Annotated in this window: 21 protein-coding genes; 15 read left to right on the plus strand and 6 right to left on the minus strand. The window is 67.3% G+C overall.

Annotated features, from left to right (window positions below; genetic code table 11):
• Window positions 1–29: 29 nt before the first annotated feature.
• The 5 genes from pstC (at window position 30) to phoB (ending at window position 4,863) form a co-directional block, all read left to right on the plus strand.
• Complete coding sequence (gene pstC / locus FGX59_RS01655) at window positions 30–1,229, plus strand: phosphate ABC transporter permease subunit PstC (protein ID WP_138464707.1); 1,200 nt, start codon at window positions 30–32, stop codon at window positions 1,227–1,229.
• The gene (pstA, locus tag FGX59_RS01660) at window positions 1,229–2,572 is read left to right on the plus strand and encodes a phosphate ABC transporter permease PstA (protein ID WP_138464709.1); all 1,344 of its coding nucleotides are present in this window, start codon (window positions 1,229–1,231) and stop codon (window positions 2,570–2,572) included. The genes pstC and pstA overlap by 1 nt, the downstream gene beginning before the upstream one ends.
• Window positions 2,573–2,590: 18 nt before the next feature.
• Window positions 2,591–3,388, plus strand: a complete 798-nt coding sequence (gene pstB, locus FGX59_RS01665; protein ID WP_138464711.1) for a phosphate ABC transporter ATP-binding protein PstB — start codon at window positions 2,591–2,593, stop codon at window positions 3,386–3,388.
• A 67-nt stretch (window positions 3,389–3,455) separates the two neighbouring features.
• Window positions 3,456–4,169: a phosphate signaling complex protein PhoU gene (gene phoU, locus FGX59_RS01670; protein ID WP_138464713.1), complete on the plus strand. Its 714-nt coding sequence runs from the start codon at window positions 3,456–3,458 to the stop codon at window positions 4,167–4,169.
• Window positions 4,170–4,173: 4 nt separating this feature from the next.
• On the plus strand, window positions 4,174–4,863 hold the full coding sequence (gene phoB / locus FGX59_RS01675; RefSeq protein WP_138464715.1) for a phosphate regulon transcriptional regulator PhoB: 690 nt from the start codon (window positions 4,174–4,176) through the stop codon (window positions 4,861–4,863).
• Window positions 4,864–5,088: 225 nt separating this feature from the next.
• Here the strand turns inward: phoB and FGX59_RS01680 are convergent, their stop codons facing one another.
• A complete protein-coding gene (locus FGX59_RS01680) occupies window positions 5,089–5,973 on the minus strand; it encodes an NAD(P)-dependent oxidoreductase (protein ID WP_138464717.1) in 885 nt (294 codons plus the stop codon).
• 163 nt (window positions 5,974–6,136) lie between these two features.
• Here FGX59_RS01680 and FGX59_RS01685 point away from each other — a divergent pair, with 163 nt between their 5' ends.
• The 3 genes from FGX59_RS01685 to FGX59_RS01695 all read left to right on the plus strand — a co-directional run bounded on the left by FGX59_RS01685 (window position 6,137) and on the right by FGX59_RS01695 (window position 14,207).
• Entirely contained in the window at window positions 6,137–7,987 is a 1,851-nt protein-coding gene (locus tag FGX59_RS01685; RefSeq protein WP_138464719.1) for an autotransporter assembly complex family protein, read from the plus strand.
• Entirely contained in the window at window positions 7,987–12,684 is a 4,698-nt protein-coding gene (locus FGX59_RS01690) for a translocation/assembly module TamB domain-containing protein (RefSeq protein WP_138464721.1), read from the plus strand. Before FGX59_RS01685 ends, FGX59_RS01690 begins: the two co-directional genes overlap by 1 nt.
• Window positions 12,685–12,779: 95 nt before the next feature.
• On the plus strand, window positions 12,780–14,207 hold the full coding sequence (locus tag FGX59_RS01695; RefSeq protein WP_138464723.1) for a YdiU family protein: 1,428 nt from the start codon (window positions 12,780–12,782) through the stop codon (window positions 14,205–14,207).
• 16 nt (window positions 14,208–14,223) lie between these two features.
• Here FGX59_RS01695 and FGX59_RS01700 read toward each other — a convergent pair whose 3' ends face one another.
• Window positions 14,224–15,117 (minus strand): DMT family transporter, encoded by an 894-nt coding sequence (locus tag FGX59_RS01700; RefSeq protein ID WP_138464725.1) that lies wholly within the window; start codon window positions 15,115–15,117, stop codon window positions 14,224–14,226.
• A 163-nt stretch (window positions 15,118–15,280) separates the two neighbouring features.
• Here FGX59_RS01700 and FGX59_RS01705 point away from each other — a divergent pair, with 163 nt between their 5' ends.
• From FGX59_RS01705 to eno, 5 genes are all read left to right on the plus strand, one after another.
• Window positions 15,281–15,982, plus strand: a complete 702-nt coding sequence (locus FGX59_RS01705) for a DUF533 domain-containing protein (RefSeq protein WP_138464727.1) — start codon at window positions 15,281–15,283, stop codon at window positions 15,980–15,982.
• 4 nt (window positions 15,983–15,986) lie between these two features.
• Window positions 15,987–16,886 carry a PhzF family phenazine biosynthesis protein gene (locus FGX59_RS01710; RefSeq protein ID WP_138464729.1) on the plus strand — a complete coding sequence of 300 codons (900 nt, stop codon included), beginning with the start codon at window positions 15,987–15,989 and terminating at the stop codon, window positions 16,884–16,886.
• An 81-nt stretch (window positions 16,887–16,967) separates the two neighbouring features.
• Window positions 16,968–17,387, plus strand: a complete 420-nt coding sequence (locus FGX59_RS01715; protein WP_138464731.1) for a Fur family transcriptional regulator — start codon at window positions 16,968–16,970, stop codon at window positions 17,385–17,387.
• A 28-nt stretch (window positions 17,388–17,415) separates the two neighbouring features.
• Window positions 17,416–18,282, plus strand: coding sequence for a DMT family transporter (locus FGX59_RS01720; protein ID WP_255471525.1), 867 nt, complete (start codon window positions 17,416–17,418; stop codon window positions 18,280–18,282).
• A gap of 39 nt (window positions 18,283–18,321) precedes the next feature.
• Entirely contained in the window at window positions 18,322–19,596 is a 1,275-nt protein-coding gene (gene eno / locus FGX59_RS01725) for a phosphopyruvate hydratase (protein WP_138464735.1), read from the plus strand.
• A gap of 100 nt (window positions 19,597–19,696) precedes the next feature.
• Here eno and FGX59_RS01730 read toward each other — a convergent pair whose 3' ends face one another.
• On the minus strand, window positions 19,697–20,125 hold the full coding sequence (locus FGX59_RS01730; protein ID WP_138464737.1) for a PRC-barrel domain-containing protein: 429 nt from the start codon (window positions 20,123–20,125) through the stop codon (window positions 19,697–19,699).
• Between the two features lie 153 nt (window positions 20,126–20,278).
• On the opposite strand from FGX59_RS01730, the gene FGX59_RS01735 reads away from it, so the two are divergent.
• The gene (locus FGX59_RS01735) at window positions 20,279–21,235 is read left to right on the plus strand and encodes a glycosyltransferase family 2 protein (RefSeq protein WP_138464739.1); all 957 of its coding nucleotides are present in this window, start codon (window positions 20,279–20,281) and stop codon (window positions 21,233–21,235) included.
• Window positions 21,232–21,654, plus strand: coding sequence for a cupin domain-containing protein (locus FGX59_RS01740; protein ID WP_138464741.1), 423 nt, complete (start codon window positions 21,232–21,234; stop codon window positions 21,652–21,654). The genes FGX59_RS01735 and FGX59_RS01740 overlap by 4 nt, the downstream gene beginning before the upstream one ends.
• 59 nt (window positions 21,655–21,713) lie before the next feature.
• Here FGX59_RS01740 and FGX59_RS01745 read toward each other — a convergent pair whose 3' ends face one another.
• Genes FGX59_RS01745 through FGX59_RS01755 form a run of 3 tightly spaced genes read right to left on the minus strand, consistent with a single transcriptional unit; the run spans window position 21,714 to window position 23,147 of the window.
• The gene (locus FGX59_RS01745; protein WP_138464743.1) at window positions 21,714–22,250 is read right to left on the minus strand and encodes a DsbE family thiol:disulfide interchange protein; all 537 of its coding nucleotides are present in this window, start codon (window positions 22,248–22,250) and stop codon (window positions 21,714–21,716) included.
• Window positions 22,243–22,395 carry a heme exporter protein CcmD gene (gene ccmD, locus FGX59_RS01750; protein WP_138464745.1) on the minus strand — a complete coding sequence of 51 codons (153 nt, stop codon included), beginning with the start codon at window positions 22,393–22,395 and terminating at the stop codon, window positions 22,243–22,245. Before ccmD ends, FGX59_RS01745 begins: the two co-directional genes overlap by 8 nt.
• On the minus strand, window positions 22,395–23,147 hold the full coding sequence (locus tag FGX59_RS01755; protein WP_138464747.1) for a heme ABC transporter permease: 753 nt from the start codon (window positions 23,145–23,147) through the stop codon (window positions 22,395–22,397). The genes ccmD and FGX59_RS01755 overlap by 1 nt, the downstream gene beginning before the upstream one ends.
• Between the last annotated feature and the right edge of the window lie 17 nt (window positions 23,148–23,164).

Consider the following 23,164-nt stretch of genomic DNA (forward strand, 5'->3'; position numbering starts at 1 on the left):
GAGTCCATGGCAGTCCAGACGGTAGAGAAATGGCTCTTTCTTATTTCGTGATTCTGCTGCTGGCCCTTTCGGCCGCAGGCTATGTGATGGGGCGCCGCAAGGCGCTCGCCGCTGCGGGGGGAGACTCGCGGGGTCTCCATTCGCTGCTGTCCTTCTACGGCTGGAACGTCGCGCTTGCCGCGTTCCTGACCGGCATCGTCATTCTCGCGCTCTGGGCGCTCTTCGGCAGCACGCTGGCCGGGTCCATGAGCTGGCTCGGCGGCGTCGCCGCGCTGGTCGCCGCGGCCGGGGCCTTCGCCGTCGCCTATGGCGCCATCGCCCCCGACTACCGCGCGCGCAACTCGGTCGAGGCCAAGGTCAAGGGCATCCTGATCTTCTGCTCCTCGGTCGCCATCCTGACCACGCTGGGCATCGTGCTGTCGATGCTGTTCGAGACCGGGCATTTCTTCTCCCAGTACAGCTGGTCGCATTTCTTCTTCGGCACCGAATGGACGCCGCGCTTCTCGGGCAATTCCGAGCTGGGCATGCTGCCGCTGCTGTGGGGCACTCTCTATGTGTCGCTGATCGCGCTCTGCGTCTCCGTGCCGATCGGGCTCTTCGCCGCGATCTACCTGTCGGAATACGCCACGCCGGGCATCCGCGCGGTCGCCAAGCCCGCGATCGAGGTGCTGGCGGGCATCCCGACCATCGTCTACGGCCTCTTCGCGCTGATCACGGTGGGGCCGCTCTTGCGCGACTACTTCGCCGGGCCGCTCGGCATCGGCGACAGCTCTCGCTCGGTGATGACCGCGGGCCTGGTGATGGGCATCATGCTGATCCCCTTCGTCTCCTCGCTGTCCGACGACATCATCAACGCCGTGCCGCAGAGCCTGCGCGACGGCTCCTACGGGCTGGGCGCCACGCGCTCCGAGACGATCAAGCAGGTCGTGGTTCCCGCGGCACTTCCCGGCATCGTCGGCGCCGTGCTGCTGGCCGCCTCGCGCGCCATCGGCGAGACCATGATCGTGGTGCTCGGGGCAGGGGCCGCGGCCCAGCTCAGCCTCAACCCGTTCGATGCGATGACCACGATCACCGTCAAGATCGTCTCGCAGCTCACCGGCGACACCGATTTCGCCTCGCCCGAAACGCTCGTGGCCTTCGCGCTCGGCATCACGCTCTTCGTGCTGACGCTGTGCCTCAACATCCTCGCGCTCTACATCGTGCGCAAGTACCGGGAGCAATACGAGTAATGGCCGACATCTCCGCATCCCCCGAAGGCCTGCCGGGCGCGAAGAGCTCGCTCTATGCCCAGAGCGACCGCACCCGCCGCCGCAACGCCGCCGAGACGCGCTTCAAGTACTACGGCATGGGCGCCGTGGCGATCGGCGTGATCGCCCTGGTGTGCCTCTTGACCTCGATCCTCTCGAACGGCCTCAGCTCCTTCCAGCAGACCTTCCTGCGCGTCGAGATCTTCCTCGACCCGGCCGTGGTCGATCCCCAGGGCAACCGCGATCCGGAGGAAATGGCCAAGGTCTTCACCTTCGGCTACCAGCCGCTGATCAAGGGCTCGCTCGAGGCGCAGGCCCAAGAGCTGGCCGCGGGCCCCGCGCCCGAGATCACGCCGCAGCTGCTGGCGGGCATGGTCTCCTCGGCGGCGCCTGCCGACCTGCGCGACTTCGTGCTGGCCAATCCGGACCGGGTCGGCGAGACGGTGGAGTTCAACTTCCTCGCCAATGCGCGGATCGACCAGTACCTCAAGGGCCGCGTCACCCGCGAATCCGCAGCGCTCGACAGCCGCGTGGATGTCGCCCAGCTCAATGCCGCCGACGAGCTGGTGGCCATCGGCCAGATGCAGAAGCGCTTCAACTGGGACTTCATCTTCGGCCCGGACGCCTCCGAGAACCGGCCCGAGGCCGCGGGCATCGGCGTCGCGCTGATCGGCTCGGCCTACATGATGCTGATCGTGCTGGTCATCGCCGTGCCGATCGGCGTCGGCGCCTCGATCTATCTCGAGGAATTCGCCAAGAAGAACTGGCTGACCGACATCATCGAGGTGAATATCTCGAACCTCGCGGCGGTGCCCTCCATCGTCTTCGGCATCCTCGGCCTCGCGGTCTTCATCAACTTCATGCACCTGCCGATCTCCTCGCCGCTGGTGGGCGGCCTGGTGCTGACGCTGATGACGCTGCCGACCATCATCATCGCCACCCGCGCGGCGCTGAAATCGATCCCGCCCTCGATCCGCGACGCGGCGCTCGGCGTCGGCGCCTCGAAGATGCAGGCGGTGTTCCACCACGTGCTGCCGCTGGCGATGCCCGGCATCCTGACCGGGACCATCATCGGCCTGGCCCAGGCGCTCGGCGAGACCGCGCCGCTGCTGCTGATCGGCATGGTCGCCTTCGTGCGCGAATATCCCGACAGCATCCTCGATCCGGCGGTCGGCCTGCCGGTCCAGGTCTACAACTTCACCAACCGCGCCGATCCGGCCTTTGTCGAACGCGCCTCGGGGGCCATTATCGTGCTGCTCGTGTTCCTGGTGATCATGAACCTCGTAGCCATCATTCTCCGCCGCCGTTTCGAGCGCCGCTGGTAACTAACAGGAGTGACCCAAATGGACGATATGCGCATCGTCGAGCGCCAGCTGGACCAGCAGGAACTCAAGATCAAAGCCGATAACGTGCAAGTCTATTACGGCACGTCCCACGCCATCAAGGACGTCTCGGTCGAGATCGAGGACAAGACCGTGACCGCCTTCATCGGCCCGTCGGGCTGCGGGAAATCGACCTTCCTGCGCTGCCTCAACCGGATGAACGACACGATCGACATCTGCCGCGTCGAGGGGCAGATCCTGCTCGACGGCGAGAACATCTACGACAAGAAGGTCGACCCGGTTCAGCTGCGCGCCAAGGTCGGCATGGTCTTCCAGAAGCCGAACCCGTTCCCCAAGTCGATCTACGACAACGTCGCCTACGGGCCGCGCATCCACGGCCTGGCCAAGAACAAGGCCGAGCTCGACGAAATCGTCGAGAAATCGCTGCGCCGCGGGGCGATCTGGGACGAGGTCAAGGACCGTCTGGACGCGCCGGGCACCGGGCTGTCGGGCGGCCAGCAGCAGCGGCTGTGCATCGCGCGCGCCGTCGCCACCGAGCCGGAGGTCCTCCTGATGGACGAGCCCTGCTCGGCGCTCGATCCGATCGCGACCGCCCAGGTCGAGGAGCTGATCGACGAGCTGCGCTCCAACTACTCGGTGGTGATCGTCACCCACTCGATGCAGCAGGCCGCGCGCGTCAGCCAGAAAACCGCGTTCTTCCATCTCGGAAACCTTGTCGAATTCGGCGAGACCGGCCAGATCTTCACCAACCCGGTGGACAGCCGCACCGAAAGCTACATCACCGGCCGGATCGGCTGAGGCCGGACCGTCTACGATTCAACGGGGCAGGGCCATCCCCTGTCCCATTCCAGGATGAGGCACCAGAATGCCGGAAACGCATATCCAAACCGCTTTTGACCGTGATCTCGAGGCCATCCAGGCGCTGATCATGAAGATGGGCGGCATGGTCGAGGCGGCGATCACCGACGCGGCCAAGGCGCTTGAAACCCGCGACGAGGCGCTGGCCGACATGGTCCGCGGCAATGACAAGGCGATCGACGAGCTCGAGACCCGCGTCAACGAAGAGGCCATCCGCGTCATCGCCACCCGCGCGCCCACCGCCATCGACCTGCGCACCGTGGTCTCGGTGATGAAGGTCTCGGGCAACCTGGAGCGCATCGGCGACTATTCGAAGAACATCGCCAAGCGCGCCACCGTGCTGACCCAGATGAGCCAGATCCACGACACCGCGCCCGCGATCCGCCGCATGGCACAGGCAGTGGAGCTGATGCTGATCGACGCGCTCGACGCCTATATCAAGCGCGACGCCAAGCTGGCCGAGGATGTCCGCCTGCGCGACGCCGAGGTCGACCAGATGTACAACGCGCTCTTCCGCCAGTTCCTGACCTACATGATGGAAGACCCGCGCAACATCACCGGCTGCATGCACCTGCATTTCATCGCCAAGAACATCGAGCGGATGGGCGACCACGTCACCGGCATCGCCGAGCAGGTCATCTATCTCGTCACCGGCACGCTGCCGGAGGACAACCGTCCCAAGAACGACCGCACCTCGTTCCAGAAAGCGCTCGAGGAGTAGCCGCATGTCGCCGTCCCAGCCCACGGTCCTGGTTGTCGATGACGAGCCGTCCCAGCGGGATCTCCTGTCCTACAATCTCGAGGCCAGCGGGTACCGCGTGATCTCCGCCGAGAACGGCGAAGAGGCCCTGATGCTCGTCGCCGAGGACAGCCCCGACCTGGTCGTTCTCGACTGGATGCTGCCCTCGGTCTCGGGGATCGAGGTCTGCCGCCAGATCAAGAGCCGCAGCGAGACGCGGAGCCTGCCGGTCATCATGATCTCCGCCCGGGCGGATGAAGGCGACCGGGTCCGCGGGCTGGAGACCGGCGCGGACGACTACGTGACGAAGCCGTATTCGGTGGCGGAGCTGATGGCGCGGGTGCGCACGCAGCTGCGCCGCACACGGCCCGCCACGGTCGGCGAAACGCTGGAATTCGAGGACATCGTTCTGGACGCGGAAAGCCACAAGGTGTTCCGCGGCGCCAAGCCGCTGAAGCTCGGCCCGACGGAATTCCGTCTGCTCTCGACCTTCATGGAGAAGCCCGGCCGGGTCTGGAGCCGCGAACAGCTTCTCGACCGCGTCTGGGGCCGCGACATCTATGTCGATACCCGTACGGTCGACGTGCATATCGGACGGCTGCGCAAGGCGCTGTGCCAGCATGGCGGCGAAGACCCGGTCCGCACGGTGCGCGGTGCCGGATACGCACTGGGATAGAGGCGCTCCTCTCGCTCAAACGCGGCGGTTTTTCTTTAAGATCGCCGCGTAATGGGCTGATATCATTACATTGATTATGTTGCGTTACGATAGCAAAGCTATCTGTAACTTACATAATCACGCTTCTCAGACATCTGCATAGATGGCCGCCCTGCGGCGCAAAGAGCCGTCTGAACGGCTTTTCGGCGGCGGTTGCGCTCTGCAACCACCGCCATTTCCGTCTCGTCAGAGCTTGCCGTTCTTCAGCACGCGCAGCCGCTGGATCAGCGCCGAAGTGTCCCAGCGCCCGCCGCCGAGCGCCTGCACGTCGCCGTAGTACTGGTCGACCAGCGCCGCGACCGGCAGGCTCAGCTTCATCGTCTTGGCCTGTTCCAGCGCGATGCCCAGATCCTTGCGCATCCAGTCCACCGCAAAGCCGAATTCGAACTCGCCATCGACCATCGTGCCCGCGCGGTTGGCCAGCTGCCAGGAGCCGCCCGCGCCCTGGGAGACGAGCCCGGCGACCTTCTTCGCGTCCAGACCGGCCTCGATGGCCAGATGCAGCCCCTCCGAGATGCCCTGGACGATCCCGGCGATGCAGACCTGGTTCACCATCTTGGTCAGCTGGCCGGAGCCGACATCGCCGAAATGGTCGATCGCCTTGGCATAGGCCTGCATGACGGGCTCTGCGCGGGAGAAATCCGCCTCCTTGCCGCCGCACATGATGGCGAGCTGGCCGTTCTCGGCGCCTGCCTGGCCGCCCGAGACCGGCGCGTCGACAAAGCCGATCCCGGTCTCCGCCGCCACGCCCGCGATCTCCTGCGCCACGATCGCCGAGGCGGTGGTGTGATCGACCAGCACCGCGCCCGCTTCCATGCCCGCCAGCGCGCCGTCCTCGCCGAAGACGACAGAGCGCAGGTCGTCGTCATTGCCGACGCAGGTCATCACGAAATCGCAGCCCTCGGCCGCTTCGCGCGGCGTGACCGCGTGGCGCCCGCCATTCTGCGCAACCCAGGCCTCGGCCTTGGCGGTGGTGCGGTTGTAGACGGCCACCTCGTGTCCGGCCTTCGCCAGATATCCGGCCATCGGGTATCCCATCACCCCAAGCCCGAGAAACGCCACTCTTGCCATGTCCGGCTCCTTCTTCGATCAGGTCGGGCCGCGGCCTGTCGCCAAGGGGCAACGGCAGCGGCCAAGTCTCGCAGGTCAACGGAAAACACCTTGAGACCTGCAAGTAAACAGGAGACGTTAACCCTGAAGCCAGCGGCGACTGGCGGCTTTGCGGAGGCATCCAGTGCAGAACTTCCCCAAACTCGGATACGCGGCCGGTGCCGTGCTGGCCTGTCTCGCCGCACCCGCCTTCTCGCTGACAGCCGTTGAAATCAACGTCCTGGGCGTGTCCGACAGCCGGGCGGAGAGCTTGCGGGACGCGATGGAACTGGCCTCGGCCTCGAAGCGCGCGCTCGACGAGGAGGTCACCGACAGCCAGGACATCTTTGCCGCGGCGCTGGCGGATTACCGCCAGATGGTCAGCGTGCTCTATGGCGAGGGCTATTACGGTCCGGCGGTCAGCGTGCTGATGGACGGGCGCGAGGCGGCCGAGGTCGACCCCTTCGCCGTGCCCGCCGAAGTCCAGACGATCACGATCAACGTCAAGCCGGGCAACCGCTTCAATTTCGGCCGGACTTCGGTCGAGCCGCGCGAACCGGGTGCCGCGGCGGCGGGCGAGCCGCTGGCCTCCGGCTTCGTGCCCGGCGAGCGCGCCCGCAGCGCGCTGATCGGCACGGCCGCGAATGCCGCGATCTCCGAATGGCGCGACGCGGGCCATGCCAAGGCCGATCTCGGCGACCAGGAGATCACCGCCAACCACGCCACCTCGGTCCTGGATGTCGACATCCAGGTCCTGCCGGGACCCGAGCTGCGCTTCGGCGAGGTCGCGATCGACGGCGAATCCGGGGTCCGCGACAAGCGCCTGCGCGAGATCCTGGGCCTGCCCACGGGCGAGCTCTATTCGCCGCAGGAGCTCAACGACGCCGCCAACCGCCTGCGCCGCACCGGCACCTTCCGCACCGTGAGCCTGATCGAGGCCGAGGAGCCCAATCCCGACGGCACGCTCGACTACACGCTGACCGTGATCGACAACCCGCTGCACCGCTTCGGCGTCGCGGCGGAGTACTCCACCATCGACGGCGCGCTGCTCTCGGGCTTCTGGCTGCACCGCAACCTCTTCGGCGGTGCCGAGCAGCTGCGCTTCGATGCCGAGATCTCCAATATCGGCCAGGACACGACCGGGCTCGGCAATGCCGGCGACGGGATCGACTATTCCTTCGGCGCGCGGATCAGCCGTCCGGCGCTCTTCGGGCCCGACAATGTCGCCTTCGCCTTCGCCGACATCTCGCTCGACGACGAGCCGGACTATACCGAGAAGCAGGCCATGGTCGGCATCGGCATGACCCGCTATTTCAGCGAGGACCTGCTGGGCGAAGTCGCCCTGGGCTACCGCTATTCCTATGCCGATGACGCCTTCGGCAAGCGCGAGTTCAACCATGTCGCGCTGCCCTCGCGGCTGGAATGGGACCGCCGCGACGACGAGGGCGACCCCACCGGCGGGTTCTTCCTGCGCTACCGGGTGACGCCGATGTACGGCGTGAACGGCTCCGAGAGCCTGATGCAGCTCGATCTCGACAACCGCGGCTATGTCAGCCTCGGCGCCGAGTCCCCGGTGACGCTGGCGGGCCGGATGCAGATCGGCAGCGTGATCGGCGCCGATCTCGACAGCACGCCGCCCGATTTCCTGTTCTTCTCCGGCGGCGGCTCGACCGTGCGCGGCCAGGACTACCAGGATCTGGGCGCCACCGAATTCAACGGCGACACTGTCGGCGGGCGCAGCTTCCTCGGCCTCTCCGCCGAAATCCGGACCCGGGTGACCAAGTCGCTCGGCATCGTCGGCTTCATGGATTACGGCATGGTCGGCACGGACAGCTGGGTCGACGAGGACAGCAACTACCATTCCGGCGTGGGCCTCGGCGTCCGCTACGCGACGCCGATCGGCCCGATCCGGGTCGATATCGCCACGCCCTATCAGGGCCCGGTGGACGAGTTCTCCCGGGTGGACCTCTATATCGGCGTGGGACAGGCATTCTGATGAACAGCAGCAGGCATATCACCCCGGTCCTCCTTGCCCTGGCAATCGCCCTGCCTGCCGCGCCGCTCCTGGCGCAGGAGGAGGACACGCAGGACCCGGGCTTTCTCGAGCGGATCATCCAGAACGCGCTTGGCGGCGACGGGCGGGATGTCCGCATCGTCGGGCTCGAGGGCGCGCTGAGCTCCGAGGTGCGCATCGCCGCGATCGAGGTGGCGGACCCCGAGGGCACCTGGCTGACCATCCATGACGTGACGATGAACTGGCGCCGCCTGGCGCTCCTGCGCCGCCGGGTGGAGATCGACAGCCTCTCGATCGGCTCGGTCGACCTGGTGCGCGCGCCGCAGACGCCGCCCGCCGAGGCGCCCTCGATCGAGGCCGAGGCGGAACCGGCCCAGCCCTTCTCCCTGCCCGATCTTCCGGTTTCCATCGAGCTCGGCCAGCTCACCCTCAGCGAGCTCGATCTGGGCGCCGCGCTGGTCGGCCAGGATGCCGCCATGTCGCTGGACGGCGCTGCGCGGCTCGCCAATGGCGAAGGCTCCGTGCAGCTGAACCTGGAGCGCACCGACGCGATCCGCGGGATCATCAAGGTCGATGCCGGTTTCGAGAACGAGACCCGCCGCCTCTTCGCCAATATCGATGTCGAGGAGGACCAGGGCGGCCTGATCGCGACGCTGGCGAAATTCCCCGGCGCGCCCTCGGTCGATCTGTCGGTCAAGGGCGACGCGCCGCTGTCGGATTTCACCGCCGATATCCAGCTGGCCACCGATGGCGAGGAACGGCTCGCGGGGGCCGTGACGGTCGGGCAGACCGACGGCACCACCGGGCCGGTCGTGACCAGCGTCAATGCCGATCTGGGCGGCGACATCACCCCGCTTTTCGCCCCCGAATACCGCGATTTCTTCGGCACCGATGTCGGGCTCGTCGCGCAGGTGGAGCTGAACCCCGAGACCGGCACCGAGATCCCGGAATTCACCCTGGCCTCGCGCGCGCTGAACCTGACCGGCCGGCTGGCGCTCGATCCTTCGGGGCTGCCGCGCTATGTCGACATTTCCGGCGGCATCGGCGCGGAGGATGGCGAGCCGGTCACCCTGCCCGTCCCCGGCGCCGAGACCCGGCTGCTCTCGGCCGAGCTCGCGGTCGATTACGACGCGGCCAGCGGCAATGCCTTCACCGCCAGGATCGGCCTCGACGAGCTGCGCCAGGGCGACATCTTCGTGGCCGCCTCGGATCTGGACCTCGACGGCACGCTGGTGCGCAAGTCGGCGGCAGACGGCGCCGCGGCGGGCCTGTCGCATGTCGCCAGCCATATCGCGGCCAAGCTCGACGGCATCTCTGTCAGCGACCCGACGCTCGACAGCGCGATCCAGCCGGTCGCCTTCGATGCGGACCTGAATTTCGACGCCGATCAAGGGGCGGTTGCAATCCGCAACCTCGTGCTGAATTCCGGCGAACTCAATCTCGAGGGGCTGCTCGACATCGCGGGCGTGGAAAGCGGCGATATCGAGATCACCACCGATGCGACGCTGGCCACTGGCGACCTGTCGCGCTTCGCCCCGATTGCGGGCCAGCCGCTGGCAGGCCGCTTCGACGGCAAGGTGCAGGCGCGCTTCGCCGCGCTGACGGGCGCCTTCGATGTCGCGCTCGACGGCGCTGGCAGCGATCTGGCGATCGGCAATCCGCAGGTCGATCCGCTGATCGCCGGGCAGTCGCAGCTGGCCATTTCGGCGGCGCGCTCCGCCAGCGGCATCCGGCTCGACCGGCTCGACATCCAGACCGACCAGGTCACTGCGCAGGGTTCGGGCGAGCTGTCTTCCAGCTCCGCCGATCTCGACCTGACCGCGAGCCTTGCCGAGGCCAATCTGGTCGCCCCGCAGCTCTCCGGCCCGCTCGATCTGGCCGCCAAGGTCAGCGGCGCCGCGCCGGATTACGCCGTCAGCCTGGAGCTGGGCGGCGCGGCGATCATCGACCAGATCGGCACGCCGGTCGCGCTGAGCTCGGACATTTCCTATGTCGGCACCGCGGGCACGGTCGATGCGAAGAACCTGAGCCTGACCGCAGGCGAACTGGCCGCGACCGGCACGGTCTGGCTGAGCGGGCTGAAGGACGAGGCGCTCGCCGCCGATGCCGAGCTGTCCCTCGATACCGGCGACCTGTCGCAATTCGCCGGGATCTCCGGCCTGCCGCTCGCGGGCCAGCTGGAGGCCGACCTCAAGGGCAGCTTCGACAGTCTCGACACATCCTTCGACGTGACGCTGGGCGGCACAGGCCGCGATATCGCGATCGGAAATACGCAGCTCGATCCGCTGCTTGCGGGCGAAACCGTGATCGATGTCGCCGCCAGCGGTGCCGGCATGTCGCTGGATATCGAGCGGCTCGACATCCACAATCCGGCGCTGTCTCTGAATGGCGCGGGCTCGGTCTCGCCCGAGGCGGCCGATCTCGACCTCAAGGCCGGACTGGCCCAGATCAACCCCTTCGTGCCGCATCTGGACGGCCCTGTGGAGCTTGCGGCCTCGATCACCGGGACCGCGCCGGATTTCTCGGTCTCGCTCGATGCAGGCGGCGCGGCGATCACCGATCCGCTCGGCTCGCCGGTCAGCCTCGACACCAATCTGGTCTACCAGCAGGAGGCGCGGACGCTCGACATCCCCGACCTGCATCTGAGCGCGGGCGATCTCAGCGCGACCGGCAATGCCGGGCTGACCGGCCTCGGCGGCGCGATGGCCGCGCAAGCCGAGCTGGCGCTGGAAACCGGCGAGCTGTCGCGCCTGGCAGAGCTGGCGGGCCTGCCGCTGCGGGGCACGCTCTCGGCCGACGTGGCGGGCAGCTATGACACGGTCAGCGGCGATTTCGACGCCACGGTCGCGGGCACCGGCCAGGACATCGCCATCGGCACGCCGCAGGTCGACCAGCTGCTCGACGGCACCACCCGCATCGACGCGGCCGCCCATCGCCAGGACGGCACCATCACGATCGAGCGCCTGACTGTCGACAACCCCGATGTGCAGGTCCAGGGCGGCGGCACCTACGCGCCCGAGGGCGGTAATCTGGACCTTTCCGCACGGCTCGCCGATCTCGGCATCTTCGTGCCGCAGCTGCGCGGCCCGGTGACGGTGGCGGGCAATGCCCAGGGCGCCGGCAGCGCCTGGACCGTCGATCTGGAGGCCGACGGCCCCTCCGGCCTGCGCGCCAAGGTGGCAGGCGACGTGGCGCCGACCAATCTCGATATCGACATCGATGCCGGGCTCGGCAATATCGGCGTCTTCGTCCCGCAGCTTCCGGGCGCGGCGACGGTGGCCGGCAAGATCTCGGGCAATGGCACGGATTTCTACGCCGATGTCTCTGCCACGGGTCCGGGCGGGCTGACCGCCGATATCGACGGCCGCGCCTGGGGGCCGGACGGCACCTCGGACCTCGCCGTCACCGGCAGCATCCCGCTGAACATCGCCAATGCCTTCATGACGCCGCGCTCGCTGACCGGCACCGCCGCGATCGACCTGCGCGTCGCCGGGGCGCCGGGGCTCGACGCGCTCTCGGGCTCGGTGAATTTCTCGGGCGCCCGCTTCGTCGATCCCACCACCCGCATCGTGCTGGAGCAGATGGGGCTGAACCTCACCTTCGCCGACGCCCGTGCCAATCTCGATTTCCGCAGCAACCTCTCGACCGGCGGCACCATCACGGTTTCCGGCCCGGTGGAGCTGACGGCGCCCTTCAACGGCGACATCGCCGTCGCGCTGAACCAGCTGACCCTGGTCGATCCCAGCCTCTACACGATCAATCTGGGCGGCAATGTCGGCCTGTCCGGACCGCTTGCGGGCGGCGCCTCGATTTCGGGGCAGATCGACATCGACCGCGCCGAGATCGAGATCCCCTCGGCGCTCGGCGGCGGCGGCCCGATCCCCGACATCACCCATGTCAAGGAACCGGCCTCCAGCCTGCTTACGCGCAAGCGCGCGGGCATCGTCAGCAACGGCAGCAGCGACGGCTCCACCGGCGCGCCCGTGGCCTACCCGCTCGACATCACGATCAGCGCCCCGGCGCGGATCTTCGTGCGCGGCCGCGGCCTCGACACGGAATTCGGCGGCGACCTGACCATCGGCGGCACCACCCAGCGGATCATCCCCTCGGGCCGGTTCGAGGTGATCCGCGGCCGCATGGACATCCTGACCCAGACGCTCAGCCTCGACACGGCCGAGATCACCATGGGCGGCGACCTGGTGCCCGACGTCTACATGGTCGCAACCTCGCAGGACGCCTCGATCGACGCCGAGATCATCATCCAGGGCCCGGTCAACAGCCCCGAGCTGAGCTTCTCCTCTTCGCCGGAACTGCCCGAGGACGAGGTGCTGTCGCATCTCTTCTTCGGCCGTCCGCTCAGCGAGCTCTCGCCGCTCGAAGTGGCGCAGCTGCTTGCCGCGATCAACACGCTGACCGGCGGCGGCGGCGGGGTCTTCGACAAGATCCGCAATGGCGTCGGCGTCGACCAGCTCAATGTCGGCGCGGATGACGAGGGCAATACGGAGGTCACCGCGGGCAAGTACCTGTCCGAGGATGTCTATACCGACGTCACCGTCGGCGGCTCCGGGACCAGCCGGATCCGGCTGAACTACAAGATCACGCCGGGGCTGACCGCGCGGGCGGGCTTCGACAGCGAAGGCGACACCCGGCTCGGCTTCTCCTACGAGCGCGACTACTGAGCGCGCCGGAGGGCGTGCCGCAGCCCGGCGCGCCCTTCCGCACTGGAATTGGCACCGCGGCTGCTCATATGATGGGCAGAGGAACGGAGCCGACCATGACCCTGCAGATCCCCTTCGACAACAGCTATGGCCGCCTGCCCGAGCGGTTCTACGTCCGCCAGGCGGCCGTGCCGGTGCGCGCGCCGGGGCTGATAAAGGTGAACCGCGCCCTGGCGGCCGAGCTCGGCATCGACGCCGAGGCGCTGGAAAGCCCCGCCGGGCTTGCCGTGCTGGCCGGGAACCGCGTGCCCGAGGGCGCCGACCCGCTGGCCCAGGCCTATGCCGGGCACCAGTTCGGCGGCTGGAACCCGCAGCTGGGCGACGGCCGCGCGATCCTTCTGGGCGAGGTCGTCGACCGCGCCGGGCGCCGCCGCGACATCCAGCTGAAGGGCGCCGGGCGCACGGCCTTCTCCCGCATGGGCGACGGCCGTGCCTGGGTCGGGCCGGTGATCCGCGAATACCTGGTCTCCGAGGCGATGCATGCGATGGGCGTGCCGACCACACGGGCGCTGGCGGCCGTCACCACCGGCGAGACCATCCTGCGCGAACAGGGCCCCTTGCCCGGCGCCGTGCTGACCCGCGTCGCCTCCTCGCATATCCGCGTCGGCACCTTCCAGTACTTCGCCGCCCGCGGCGATCTGGAGGCGGTGGAGATGCTCGCCGACCATGTCCGCAAGCGCCACTATCCCGGGGCCGAAAGCGCGCTGGAGCTGCTCGAGGCGGTGGTCGCCGCCCAGGCGCGGCTGATCGCCGACTGGATGGGGCTCGGCTTCATCCACGGGGTGATGAACACCGACAACTGCCATGTCGGCGGCGAGACCATCGATTACGGCCCCTGCGCCTTCATGGACACCTACCAGGCGGAGAAGGTCTTCTCCTCGATCGACCATGGCGGGCGCTACGCCTATGACGCCCAGCCCGGCATCGCGGCCTGGAACCTGGCGCAATTCGCCACCTGCCTGCTGCCGCTGATCGACGAGGACCGCGACCGCAGCGTGGCGCTGGCCACCGAGGCGGTGCACCGCTTCCCGCCGCTCTACGAGGCCGCCTTCCTGGCGAAGTTCCGTGCGAAGATGGGGCTGTCGACGGAGGAAGAGGACGACTGGTCCCTGGCGCTCGACCTGATGCAGGCGATGGAGGATGGCCGTGCCGATTTCACCAATGCCTATCGCGCGCTCTCTGCGGGCAAGGCGCAGGACTGGTTCACCGACCGCGCGCCCTTCGAGGCCTGGCGGCCCCGCTACGAGGCGCGGCTGGCGCGCCAGGGCGGCGCCGACCGGGCGCTGATGGACCGCACCAATCCGGCGGTTGTTCCGCGCAACCACCAGGTCGAGGCGGCTATTGCGGCGGCGGCAAGCGGCGATCTTGCGCCCTTCGAAAGGCTGCTTGCCGTGGTCACCGATCCCTTCGCCGAACCGCCCGCCGGTTTCGAATTGCCACCGGCGGAAGGCGAAGAGGTTTTCCGCACCTTCTGCGGCACCTGAGGCCGCGGAGGGCGGCTCAGGAGGTGCGCACGCCGCGGACGGGCCGGTTGATCAGCAAGAGCCCGGCCGCGACCAGCGCCAGGGCCAGGAAGATCTCCGGTCCCAGATGCTCGCCCAGCAGCCCCCAGCCGAGGAAGACGCCGAAGACCGGGGTGAGGAAGCTGAAGCTCGCCACGGCGCCTGCCGGATAGATCGACAGGACCCAGAGCCAGAACAGGAAGCCGCCCGAGGCGACGATCACCGACTGGAAGGCGAGCCCCCAGAGATGGATCGCCGCCAGGTCGCGCAGGAACGGCCCGAAGAACGGCGAGATCGCCAGCAGGAGCACGGTGGAGATCACCAGCTGGCACATCAGCTGCGTCTCGGGGGCGACCTCGCGCAGCTTCGTCACCCGGGCGCAGAGCGCGATGCCGGTCCAGCTGAAGGCCGCGCCGAGCGCCAGAAGGTCCCCTGCAAGGCTGGTCTGCCCGCCCGAGCGGTTCGCCAGTGCCACCCCGACCCCGGCCACGGCAAAGGCCAGCCCCAGCGCCTTGAAGCGCGTGATCCGCTCGCCCGGGATCAGGAAATGTCCCGCGAGCGTCAGCCAGACCGGCATGGAGTAGAAGATCACCACGGAACGCGCCACGCTGGTCATGTCGAGCGACAGGAAGAGGCAGATGTACTCCATCGTGAAGCAGAGCCCGATCAGCGCGGCGCCGGGCCAGGCGTCACGCGGCAGCGAGAGCGGGATCTTGCGCCACCAGACCCAGAGGAGCAGGCAGGCCCCCGCGCCGATCCCGCGCAGCCCGGCGCCGAAGATCGGCTGGAAACCGCCATTGGTGACCTTGATGACCACCTGGTTCAGCGCGAAGATCGCGGCAAACAGGACCAGCCCCGCCGCGCCCGCCATGTCCATCCGGTCCTTGCGCATTCCCTGCCCCTTTTGTCTATACCTGTTCCCCAGATGATGTTTCGCCGGGCAAGTCAAGTCCCGGACGGGACGCGGTTTTCGGTGGAAACGGCGGTTTCAAAGTGCAACCGTGCCGATGACGGGCGGTTGCATTCCGCAACCGGTCCAGGACGGGAGAGAGATCATGAGCTTCATGAAGACCCTGGTCAGCGTCGGCATCGGCTTCGCGGCCGCCAAGGGACTGTCGAAATACCAGAACATGGGCGGTATGGACGGGCTGCGCCGGACCATGGAGAAGTCCGGCGGCGACATGACCGCCCAGATGGCCTCCATGGCCGAGAAGATGGGCCTGCCCGGCGGCGGCAAGGCGGTCGAGGACATGATGTCCCGTTTCGGCATCGGCGCCCGGAAGGACCCGGCCGAGCTCGCGGGCCTCGGCGGCATGATGAACGCGATGGGCGGCATGGCGGCGGCGACCGGCGGCACGGCGGCCGAGATGTTCGCGAGCCTGACCCAGGGCACCGCGGCCGGCAAGCTCGCCGAGGACAATGCCAAGCTGATGATCCGCGCGATGATCCAGGCGGCCAAGGCCGATGGCGAGATCGACGCGGAGGAACAGGGCAAGATCCTCTCCCATCTCGGCGATGCCACGCCCGAGGAGGTCGCCTATGTGAAGGAGCAGCTCGCCGCCCCGCTGGACCCGATGGCGCTCGCCCGCGCGGCGACGGACCAGAGCCGGGCGCAGGTCTATGCCATGTCGCTGATGGCGATCACCATCGACAGCAAGGCGGAGACCCAGTATCTCGACACGCTCGCCGCCGCGCTGCAGCTGGACGAGGCGACCCGATCGGCGATCCATGCCCAAATGGGCGTGAACCAGGGCTGAGCGCATGGCCGGACCGGAATTCCGCACCTACGACGTCTTCACCGACCGCCGCTTCGGCGGCAACCCGCTGGCTGTGGTCTTCCCCTCCGGCCCGCTCGGCACGCCCTGCATGCAGGCCGTCGCGCGGGAATTCAACTATTCCGAGACGGTCTTCGTCCTGCCCGCAGAACAGGGCGGGACGGCACGGCTGCGCATCTTCACGCCGCAGCGCGAGATCCCTTTCGCGGGCCATCCCACGATCGGCACGGCGATCTGCCTGGCGGAGCGCGCGCTCGAGGCAGGAGCGCCCCTGCCCGGCGACTTGGTCCTCGAGGAGGGAGCCGGGCCGATCCCCTGCCGGGTCGAGGAGCGCGACGGCCGCCTCTTCGCCACGCTGGTGAACGAACTGCCGCTGGAGCTCGGCCGCGAGGTCGACGCCGCGCTGCTGGCGCGCTGCCTCGGGCTGGAAGAGGCGGAGGTTGCAACTGGCAACCACCTGCCGCTCTTCGCCTCCAAGGGACTGCGCTTCGTCCTGGCCGAGATCGACGGCACGGCGGCGCTGGAGGCGATCAGCCTCGATCTCTCCGCCTTCTCGGCGGCCGCCCTGCGCTACCCCGAATGCGAGGGCGATTTCGCGGTGGTTGCATATTGCAACCGAGGCCAGGGCCGGGTGGAGATGCGGATGTTCTCGCCGCTGGACAGCATCCCCGAGGACCCTGCGACCGGAAGCGCGGCCGCGGCCCTTGCCGCCCATGTCTGCCTGCGAACCGGAGCGCCGCAGGATCTGGAGATCCTGCAGGGCCTTTCCATGGGCCGCCCCAGCCGCATCCTGGCCACCGCGGAGAGCCCCGGCCCCGGCCAGTCCCTGGTCACCGTCGGCGGCACGGCGGTGCGGGTGATGCAGGGACATCTGGCGGAGATCTGAGGCCGTTGCAGATCGAAACCGTCTGGTCGGCCGCGCCATGATCGACTAAGACCGATGGGCATTCGAACAGGCGGGCGGAAGATGTCGGACGGGATCATGGCACGCTGCGAGGCCAAGGGCCTGCGCATGACCGAACAGCGGCGGGTGATCGCCATGGTGCTGCAGGACACGCAGGACCATCCCGATGTCGAGGAACTCTATGCCCGCGCCCAGGCCGTCGATTCCAACATCTCCATCGCCACCGTCTACCGCACGGTGAAGCTGTTCGAGGAGGCGGGCATTCTCGACAAGCATGAATTCGGCGACGGCCGCGCCCGCTACGAGCCTGCCGACCGCGACCATCACGACCATCTGATCGACCTCAATACCGGCGAGGTGATCGAGTTCGTCGATGCCGAGATCGAGGCGCTGCAGGAAAGGATCGCCGCCAAGCTGGGCTACCGTCTGAAGGGGCACCGGCTGGAGCTCTACGGCGTTCCGATCCGCAAGCCGAAGGCATAGCATATTGGAAAATCTGCGCGGGATCGGCTTGATGATCCTTTCGATGGCGGCCTTCGCGATTGAGGACGCCCTCGTGAAAACCCTTTCGGCCACAATGTCGACCGGGCTCGTCCTGGTCTTCGTCGGGCTCTGCGGCGTCACGGTCTTCGGAATCCTCTGCCGGATCCGGCGGATCCGCATGCTGTCTCCGGTCTTCTTCGGGCGGGCGCTGGTCGCGAGAAACCTGACCGAGGTGGCCGGCACTGTCCTGATTGTCGCGGCTATCGTCAGCATGCCGCTCTCTGTCGCCTCTGCGATCATGCAGGCCGCGCCGCTGGTGGTGGGCTTCGGTGCGGTGCTGTTCTTCGGCGCCGTCTTCGGCTGGCGCCGCTGGCTGGCGCTGGCGGCCGGGTTCGCCGGGGTCCTGGTCATCATCCGTCCGGGGCTCGACGGCTTCCAGCCGGTCTCCCTTCTGGCGCTGGCGGCGACGATCTGCATGAGCGGCCGCGACCTGGCGACCCGCGCCATCCCCCGCGAAGTGCCGTCGCTCCTGATCGCCTTCTACGGCTTCTGCGCCATGGCGGTTGCAGGCGTGATCCTGGTGCCGGTCCTCGGCACCGGCAGCGGGAGCGCGCCTGACAATGTGCTCTTTCTGGTCCTGGCGGCCTGCTGCGGGCTCTGCGGGTATTTCGCGATCACCCAGGCGATGCGGATCGGCGAGGTCGCGGTCGTGACTCCCTTCCGCTACACCCGGTTGCTGTTTGCAATCGCCCTGGGCTTCCTGGTCTTCGGCGAGCGGCCGGACCTGCCGATGCTGGCGGGAGCCGGGCTTATCCTGGGATCGGGGCTCTATACGCTCCATCGCGAGCGGCATGCGCGCAGTCGCCCACTTTCCTCGGCCCTGAAGGCAAGCTAACAGGGTCGCGGACAGGTTTTTCCGAGAGGGAGCAGCACCATGAGCACGATCATCGACATCATCGGCCGGGAAATTCTCGACAGCCGCGGCAATCCGACCGTCGAGGTCGACGTCATCCTCGAGGATGGCACCATGGGCCGCGCCGCCGTGCCCTCGGGCGCCTCGACCGGCGCGCATGAGGCCGTCGAGAAGCGCGACGGCGACAAGTCGCGCTATCTGGGCAAGGGCGTGCTCGAGGCCGTCGCCGCCGTGAATGGCGAGCTGGCAGAAGGGCTTGTCGGCTTCGATGTGACCGAGCAGGCCGCCATCGACGCCGCCATGATCGAGATGGACGGCACCCCGAACAAGGCGCGGCTGGGCGCCAACGCGATCCTCGGCATCAGCCTCGCCTGCGCCAAGGCCGCGGCCGATTTCACCACGCAACCGCTCTACCGCTATGTCGGCGGCACCTCCGCGCGCCTCCTGCCGGTGCCGATGATGAACATCATCAATGGCGGCGAGCATGCCGACAACCCGATCGACATCCAGGAATTCATGATCATGCCGGTCTCCGCGGAAAACATCCGCGACGCCGTGCGCATGGGGTCGGAAGTCTTCCACACCCTGAAGAAAGAGCTCTCGGCAGCGGGCATGTCGACCGGGCTGGGCGACGAGGGCGGCTTCGCGCCCGAGCTGGCCTCGACCAATGACGCGCTCGACTTCATCCTGAAATCCATCGAGAAGGCGGGCTACAAGCCGGGCGAGGACATCTTCCTGGCGCTCGACTGCGCCTCGACCGAGTATTTCAAGGACGGCAAGTACGAGATGAAGGGCGAAGGCAAGTCCCTGACTTCGGCCGAGAATGTCGACTATCTCAAGGCGCTCTGCGACGCCTACCCGATCATCTCGATCGAGGACGGCATGGCAGAGGACGACTGGGAGGGCTGGAAGCTGCTGACCGACGCGATCGGCGACAAGGTGCAGCTGGTCGGCGACGACCTCTTCGTCACCAACCCGTCCCGCCTGGCCGACGGCATCGCCCAGGGCGTCGCCAACTCCATGCTGGTCAAGGTGAACCAGATCGGCAGCCTCACCGAGACGCTGAAGGCCGTCGACATGGCGCATCGCGCGAAATACACCAACGTCATGTCGCACCGCTCGGGCGAGACCGAGGACGCGACCATCGCCGATCTCGCGGTGGCGACCAATTGCGGGCAGATCAAGACCGGCTCTCTGGCGCGCTCCGACCGGCTCGCGAAGTACAACCAGCTGATCCGCATCGAGGAGATGCTGGGCGCGACCGCCGAATATGCCGGCACCTCGATCCTGAAGTGATTGCAGTCTGCAACCGGGGCATGGCGCACCGGTTGCCGCGCGAAAGCACCAACATGAAAAAGGGGGCCCAAGGCCCCCTTTTTGCTGGCAATAGCGACGGTTACTCCAGCCAGCCCTTCTCGACGGCGGGCATCGATTCCAGCTCGGCCTGGGTCTCCTTGACGGCCAGCTGGTAGGTCTCGGCACCATCGGTGCGCGGCAGGATCGCGACCTTGTCCATCTCGAAGAGGACATGCTTGTCGCCGATCCCGAGGAAGCCGCCGATATCGGCCACCACCCCGTACATGTTGCCCTTGGAATCCAGCACGACATTCTCGATATGGCCGATCGGCTTCCAGTCGTCGCCGACCGTCTCCAGGCTCGGCTCCTCGGCCCAGCTGCCGCTTTCCATATCCGAGTAGATCTCCGCACCTTCCAGGTCATCGGCCAGAATCAGGCTGTCCGGGTCGATGGCAGCCTCCTGGGCCCAGAGCGGCGCAGCGGCAATCGCGGTCGCGGCGGCGAGGGCGGGAATGGCAAGACGGGTCATGGAAACCTCCTTTGCTTGTCGTTTCGTGGGGCATCAATGCACAACCCCGCGCCCGGGTTCCTGCGGCGGCGGATTGTCTGCTTGCGGTCCCGGCGGGAAGCCGCCACCGTCGGACGGACTGAGACTGTATGGCGAGAGCTGCCCAGGAACGACATGACGAAAATTGCCTGCGTGACCATGATGAAGGACGAGGATTTCTTCCTGCCGATCTGGTTCCGCTACTATTCTCGGATCTTCGGTGCCGAGAACTTGTTCATCATCGACCATTCCTCCGCCCGCGCGATCGTCGAGATGCTGGATCCGGAGCTTCGCGGCAGTCGCGTGAATACGTTCTGCCTTCCGCCGCGTGCGGAGACTTCGGACATTAAGCGCGAACGGTCCTTCGACAAGCAGCGCTTTACCGCGATCAGCGGATTCATCGGCGGCCTGCTCGCCTTCTATGACCTCGTTCTGTTCAACGATGCGGACGAGATCTTCGTCGCGGATCCCGCGCGCTACCGCGATCTGGCGGATTACCTGGACCGCAGTAGCCTTCGCGGTCAGATTGCGGCCGGCATTGGAGTGGAGCTGTTTCACGACCGCCACTCGGAGGCGGCTTTTGACTCCGCTGCGCCTATTTTTAGTCAGAGGCGCAACGTGTTCCTCTCGCCCCTCTATTCCAAACCGCATATTCTCGGACGACCGAGCACGCTCTCGCCGCACGCGGTCGCGGATCCGTTCATCCTTGACCCGGATCTTTATCTGTTTCACCTCAAGTTCGTCGATGCCGGTCACCTGTATAATCGCCAGGAGGTCCGCCGCAGGGCCGGCGAGTCCGATCCTGTGCTTTGGGAATCATGGAAATGGGAAGGCAGCGTCGCGCAAGGTCAGCTGACCAAGTTCGAGGCCCTGCCGATTGCGCAGAAACCGCTGTCCGGTCGGGCGGTCTGCCGGAGCCTGTTTGGGCGGGCCACGCCCATCGAGATTGGCGCGGCTGATGGGCCGGAGCGCCTGCGCAACCGGTCAGGAAGCAAGCAACGCGTGCTCGACCATATTTCCAAACAGGACGAGGCGCGATTGCGCAAACACCGCTACATATTGCCTGACGCCTTTGCGGAGAGCGGGATTTGACTGCAGACGAGATCATCGAGCAGCTGGAGCTGATCCGCCATCCCGAGGGCGGCTGGTTCCGCGAGACCTGGCGCGCCGCGGCCGCAGAGGGCGAGCGCCCGGCCGGGACGATGATCTACTTCCTGCTGGCAGCGGGCGAGCGCAGCCACTGGCACCGGGTGGATGCGGCGGAGCACTGGCTGTGGCATGCGGGCGCGCCGCTGATCCTGAAGATCGCCGCGAGCGACGCGGGCCCGGCGGAGGCGCTGCGGCTCGGTCCCGATCTGGCGGCCGGTGAGCGGCCTCAAGGGCTGGTCCCGCCGCATTTCTGGCAGTCGGCCGAAAGCTGCGGCGACTGGACCCTGGTCAGCTGCGCGGTCAGCCCCGGCTTTGATTTCGCCGGGTTCGAGCTGGCTGCGCAGAGCTTCGACATTCCCTGACCCCTGCCCCGGTTGCAATCTGCAACCGATCAGAAAATCAGTAACTTACGAGATGAAGTTCAACCTTCCGCCTTGGCCAGCGCCGGTCGGATCGTGTCTTCGATCACCTTCTCGGTGATCGGTCCGGGGAAGCGCAGGATCACCGTGCCGGAGCCGTCGATCACGAAGGTCTCGGGCACGCCGTAGATGCCCCAGTCGATCCCGGCCCGGCCGCTTTCATCCGCGGAAACGGCGGCATAGGGGTTGCCGAGCTCCTGCAGAAAGGCCAGCGCCTTCTGCGGCTGGTCCTTGTAGTTGATGCCGTAGACCGTCACCCCCTCGGCCGAGAGCCGTTCCAGGTTCGGATGCTCCACCCGGCAGGGCGCGCACCAGGAGGCCCAGAAATTCACCAGCTTCACCTGCCCGTCCGCAAGCGAGGCCAGGTCGAATTCCGGCAGCCCGCCGAGCGGCTCCAGCACCACCTGCGGCGCGGCGCGCCCCTCGAGGGTCGAGGGCAGCGCGTCGGGATCCTCGCGCTTCATCCCCATGTAGAAAGCCAGCGCCAGCCCGGCGAAAATCACCGGCGGCAGCGCGACGAGCGGCGAGATCCTAGCCATGTTTGCGGCGCTCCTCTGCGTCTTCGAGCTGGCGGGCGGTGCGGCGCGCGGCGACGATGCTGGCAAGGACCAGCACGACGAGCAGCGCCAGAGACACGGCATAGGCCGAAAGCACCGTCCCCGCGTATTTTCCAAGTTCGGGCATCATGCCATCCGCTCCCGCGCTTCGATCGCCTTCAGACGGCGGCGGTGGATTTCCGTGCGGGTCCGCAGCAGAACCAGCGCCAGGAAAAGGAAGACGAAGCCCGCCATGCAGACCATCAGCGGCGCGAAGAAGACATTCGACACCTTCTCCTCGGTATCGGCGCCGGTGACGGCCTCGACCCGCATGACCGAGGCGCCCTGATGCAGCCCCTGGTTCCAGAAATTCACCGCGTAGCGGCTGAGGATCGCGAAGACCGAGCCGACGAGGCAGAGGACCGAGGTCAGGTCCGCGGCGGTGTCGGGATCCTCCAGCGCCTCCCAGAGGGCGATATAGCCGAGATAGAACAGCGTCAGGATCAGGAAGGAGGTCAGCCGCGGGTCCCAGGCCCACCAGGTGCCCCACATCGGCTGGCCCCAGATGGCGCCGGTGGCCAGCGCGATCAGCGTCATGACAAGGCCCACGGGCGCCGCGGCCCGCGCCGCCAGCGCGCTGACATGATGGCGCCGGATCAGCCAGATCAGCGAAGCGGCCAGCATCATCAGCCAGGCATTGATCGCGATCATCGCCGCGGGCACATGCAGGTAGATGATCTTCACCGTCGCGCCCTGCCGGTAGTCATCGGGGGTGAAGAAGAAGCCCCAGACCAGCCCGACCGCCAGGCAGCCGAGCGCGGCCGCGGCCACATAGGGCAGCACCGCCGACACCGTCCGGCTGAACTTCACCGGATTCGCGTATTCCCAGATCGATCCCATCCCGGTCCTGTTACCCC

The sequence above is a fragment of the Poseidonocella sp. HB161398 genome (genome assembly GCF_005870025.1).
Lineage (GTDB): Bacteria > Pseudomonadota > Alphaproteobacteria > Rhodobacterales > Rhodobacteraceae > Mangrovicoccus.

What these genes read in the sequence shown, in the direction of transcription:
- ccmD (WP_138464745.1), bottom strand. Translation starts at nt 22,395, where the DNA reads ATGCCCGAACTTGGAAAATACGCGGGGACGGTGCTTTCGGCCTATGCC.
- FGX59_RS01695 (WP_138464723.1), top strand. Translation starts at nt 12,780, where the DNA reads ATGACCCTGCAGATCCCCTTCGACAACAGCTATGGCCGCCTGCCCGAG.
- FGX59_RS01715 (WP_138464731.1), top strand. Translation starts at nt 16,968, where the DNA reads ATGTCGGACGGGATCATGGCACGCTGCGAGGCCAAGGGCCTGCGCATG.
- pstA (WP_138464709.1), top strand. Translation starts at nt 1,229, where the DNA reads ATGGCCGACATCTCCGCATCCCCCGAAGGCCTGCCGGGCGCGAAGAGC.
- pstC (WP_138464707.1), top strand. Translation starts at nt 30, where the DNA reads ATGGCTCTTTCTTATTTCGTGATTCTGCTGCTGGCCCTTTCGGCCGCA.
- FGX59_RS01730 (WP_138464737.1), bottom strand. Translation starts at nt 20,125, where the DNA reads ATGACCCGTCTTGCCATTCCCGCCCTCGCCGCCGCGACCGCGATTGCC.
- eno (WP_138464735.1), top strand. Translation starts at nt 18,322, where the DNA reads ATGAGCACGATCATCGACATCATCGGCCGGGAAATTCTCGACAGCCGC.
- FGX59_RS01700 (WP_138464725.1), bottom strand. Translation starts at nt 15,117, where the DNA reads ATGCGCAAGGACCGGATGGACATGGCGGGCGCGGCGGGGCTGGTCCTG.
- phoB (WP_138464715.1), top strand. Translation starts at nt 4,174, where the DNA reads ATGTCGCCGTCCCAGCCCACGGTCCTGGTTGTCGATGACGAGCCGTCC.
- pstB (WP_138464711.1), top strand. Translation starts at nt 2,591, where the DNA reads ATGGACGATATGCGCATCGTCGAGCGCCAGCTGGACCAGCAGGAACTC.
- FGX59_RS01710 (WP_138464729.1), top strand. Translation starts at nt 15,987, where the DNA reads ATGGCCGGACCGGAATTCCGCACCTACGACGTCTTCACCGACCGCCGC.
- FGX59_RS01680 (WP_138464717.1), bottom strand. Translation starts at nt 5,973, where the DNA reads ATGGCAAGAGTGGCGTTTCTCGGGCTTGGGGTGATGGGATACCCGATG.
- FGX59_RS01745 (WP_138464743.1), bottom strand. Translation starts at nt 22,250, where the DNA reads ATGGCTAGGATCTCGCCGCTCGTCGCGCTGCCGCCGGTGATTTTCGCC.
- FGX59_RS01690 (WP_138464721.1), top strand. Translation starts at nt 7,987, where the DNA reads ATGAACAGCAGCAGGCATATCACCCCGGTCCTCCTTGCCCTGGCAATC.
- FGX59_RS01755 (WP_138464747.1), bottom strand. Translation starts at nt 23,147, where the DNA reads ATGGGATCGATCTGGGAATACGCGAATCCGGTGAAGTTCAGCCGGACG.
- FGX59_RS01705 (WP_138464727.1), top strand. Translation starts at nt 15,281, where the DNA reads ATGAGCTTCATGAAGACCCTGGTCAGCGTCGGCATCGGCTTCGCGGCC.
- phoU (WP_138464713.1), top strand. Translation starts at nt 3,456, where the DNA reads ATGCCGGAAACGCATATCCAAACCGCTTTTGACCGTGATCTCGAGGCC.
- FGX59_RS01735 (WP_138464739.1), top strand. Translation starts at nt 20,279, where the DNA reads ATGACGAAAATTGCCTGCGTGACCATGATGAAGGACGAGGATTTCTTC.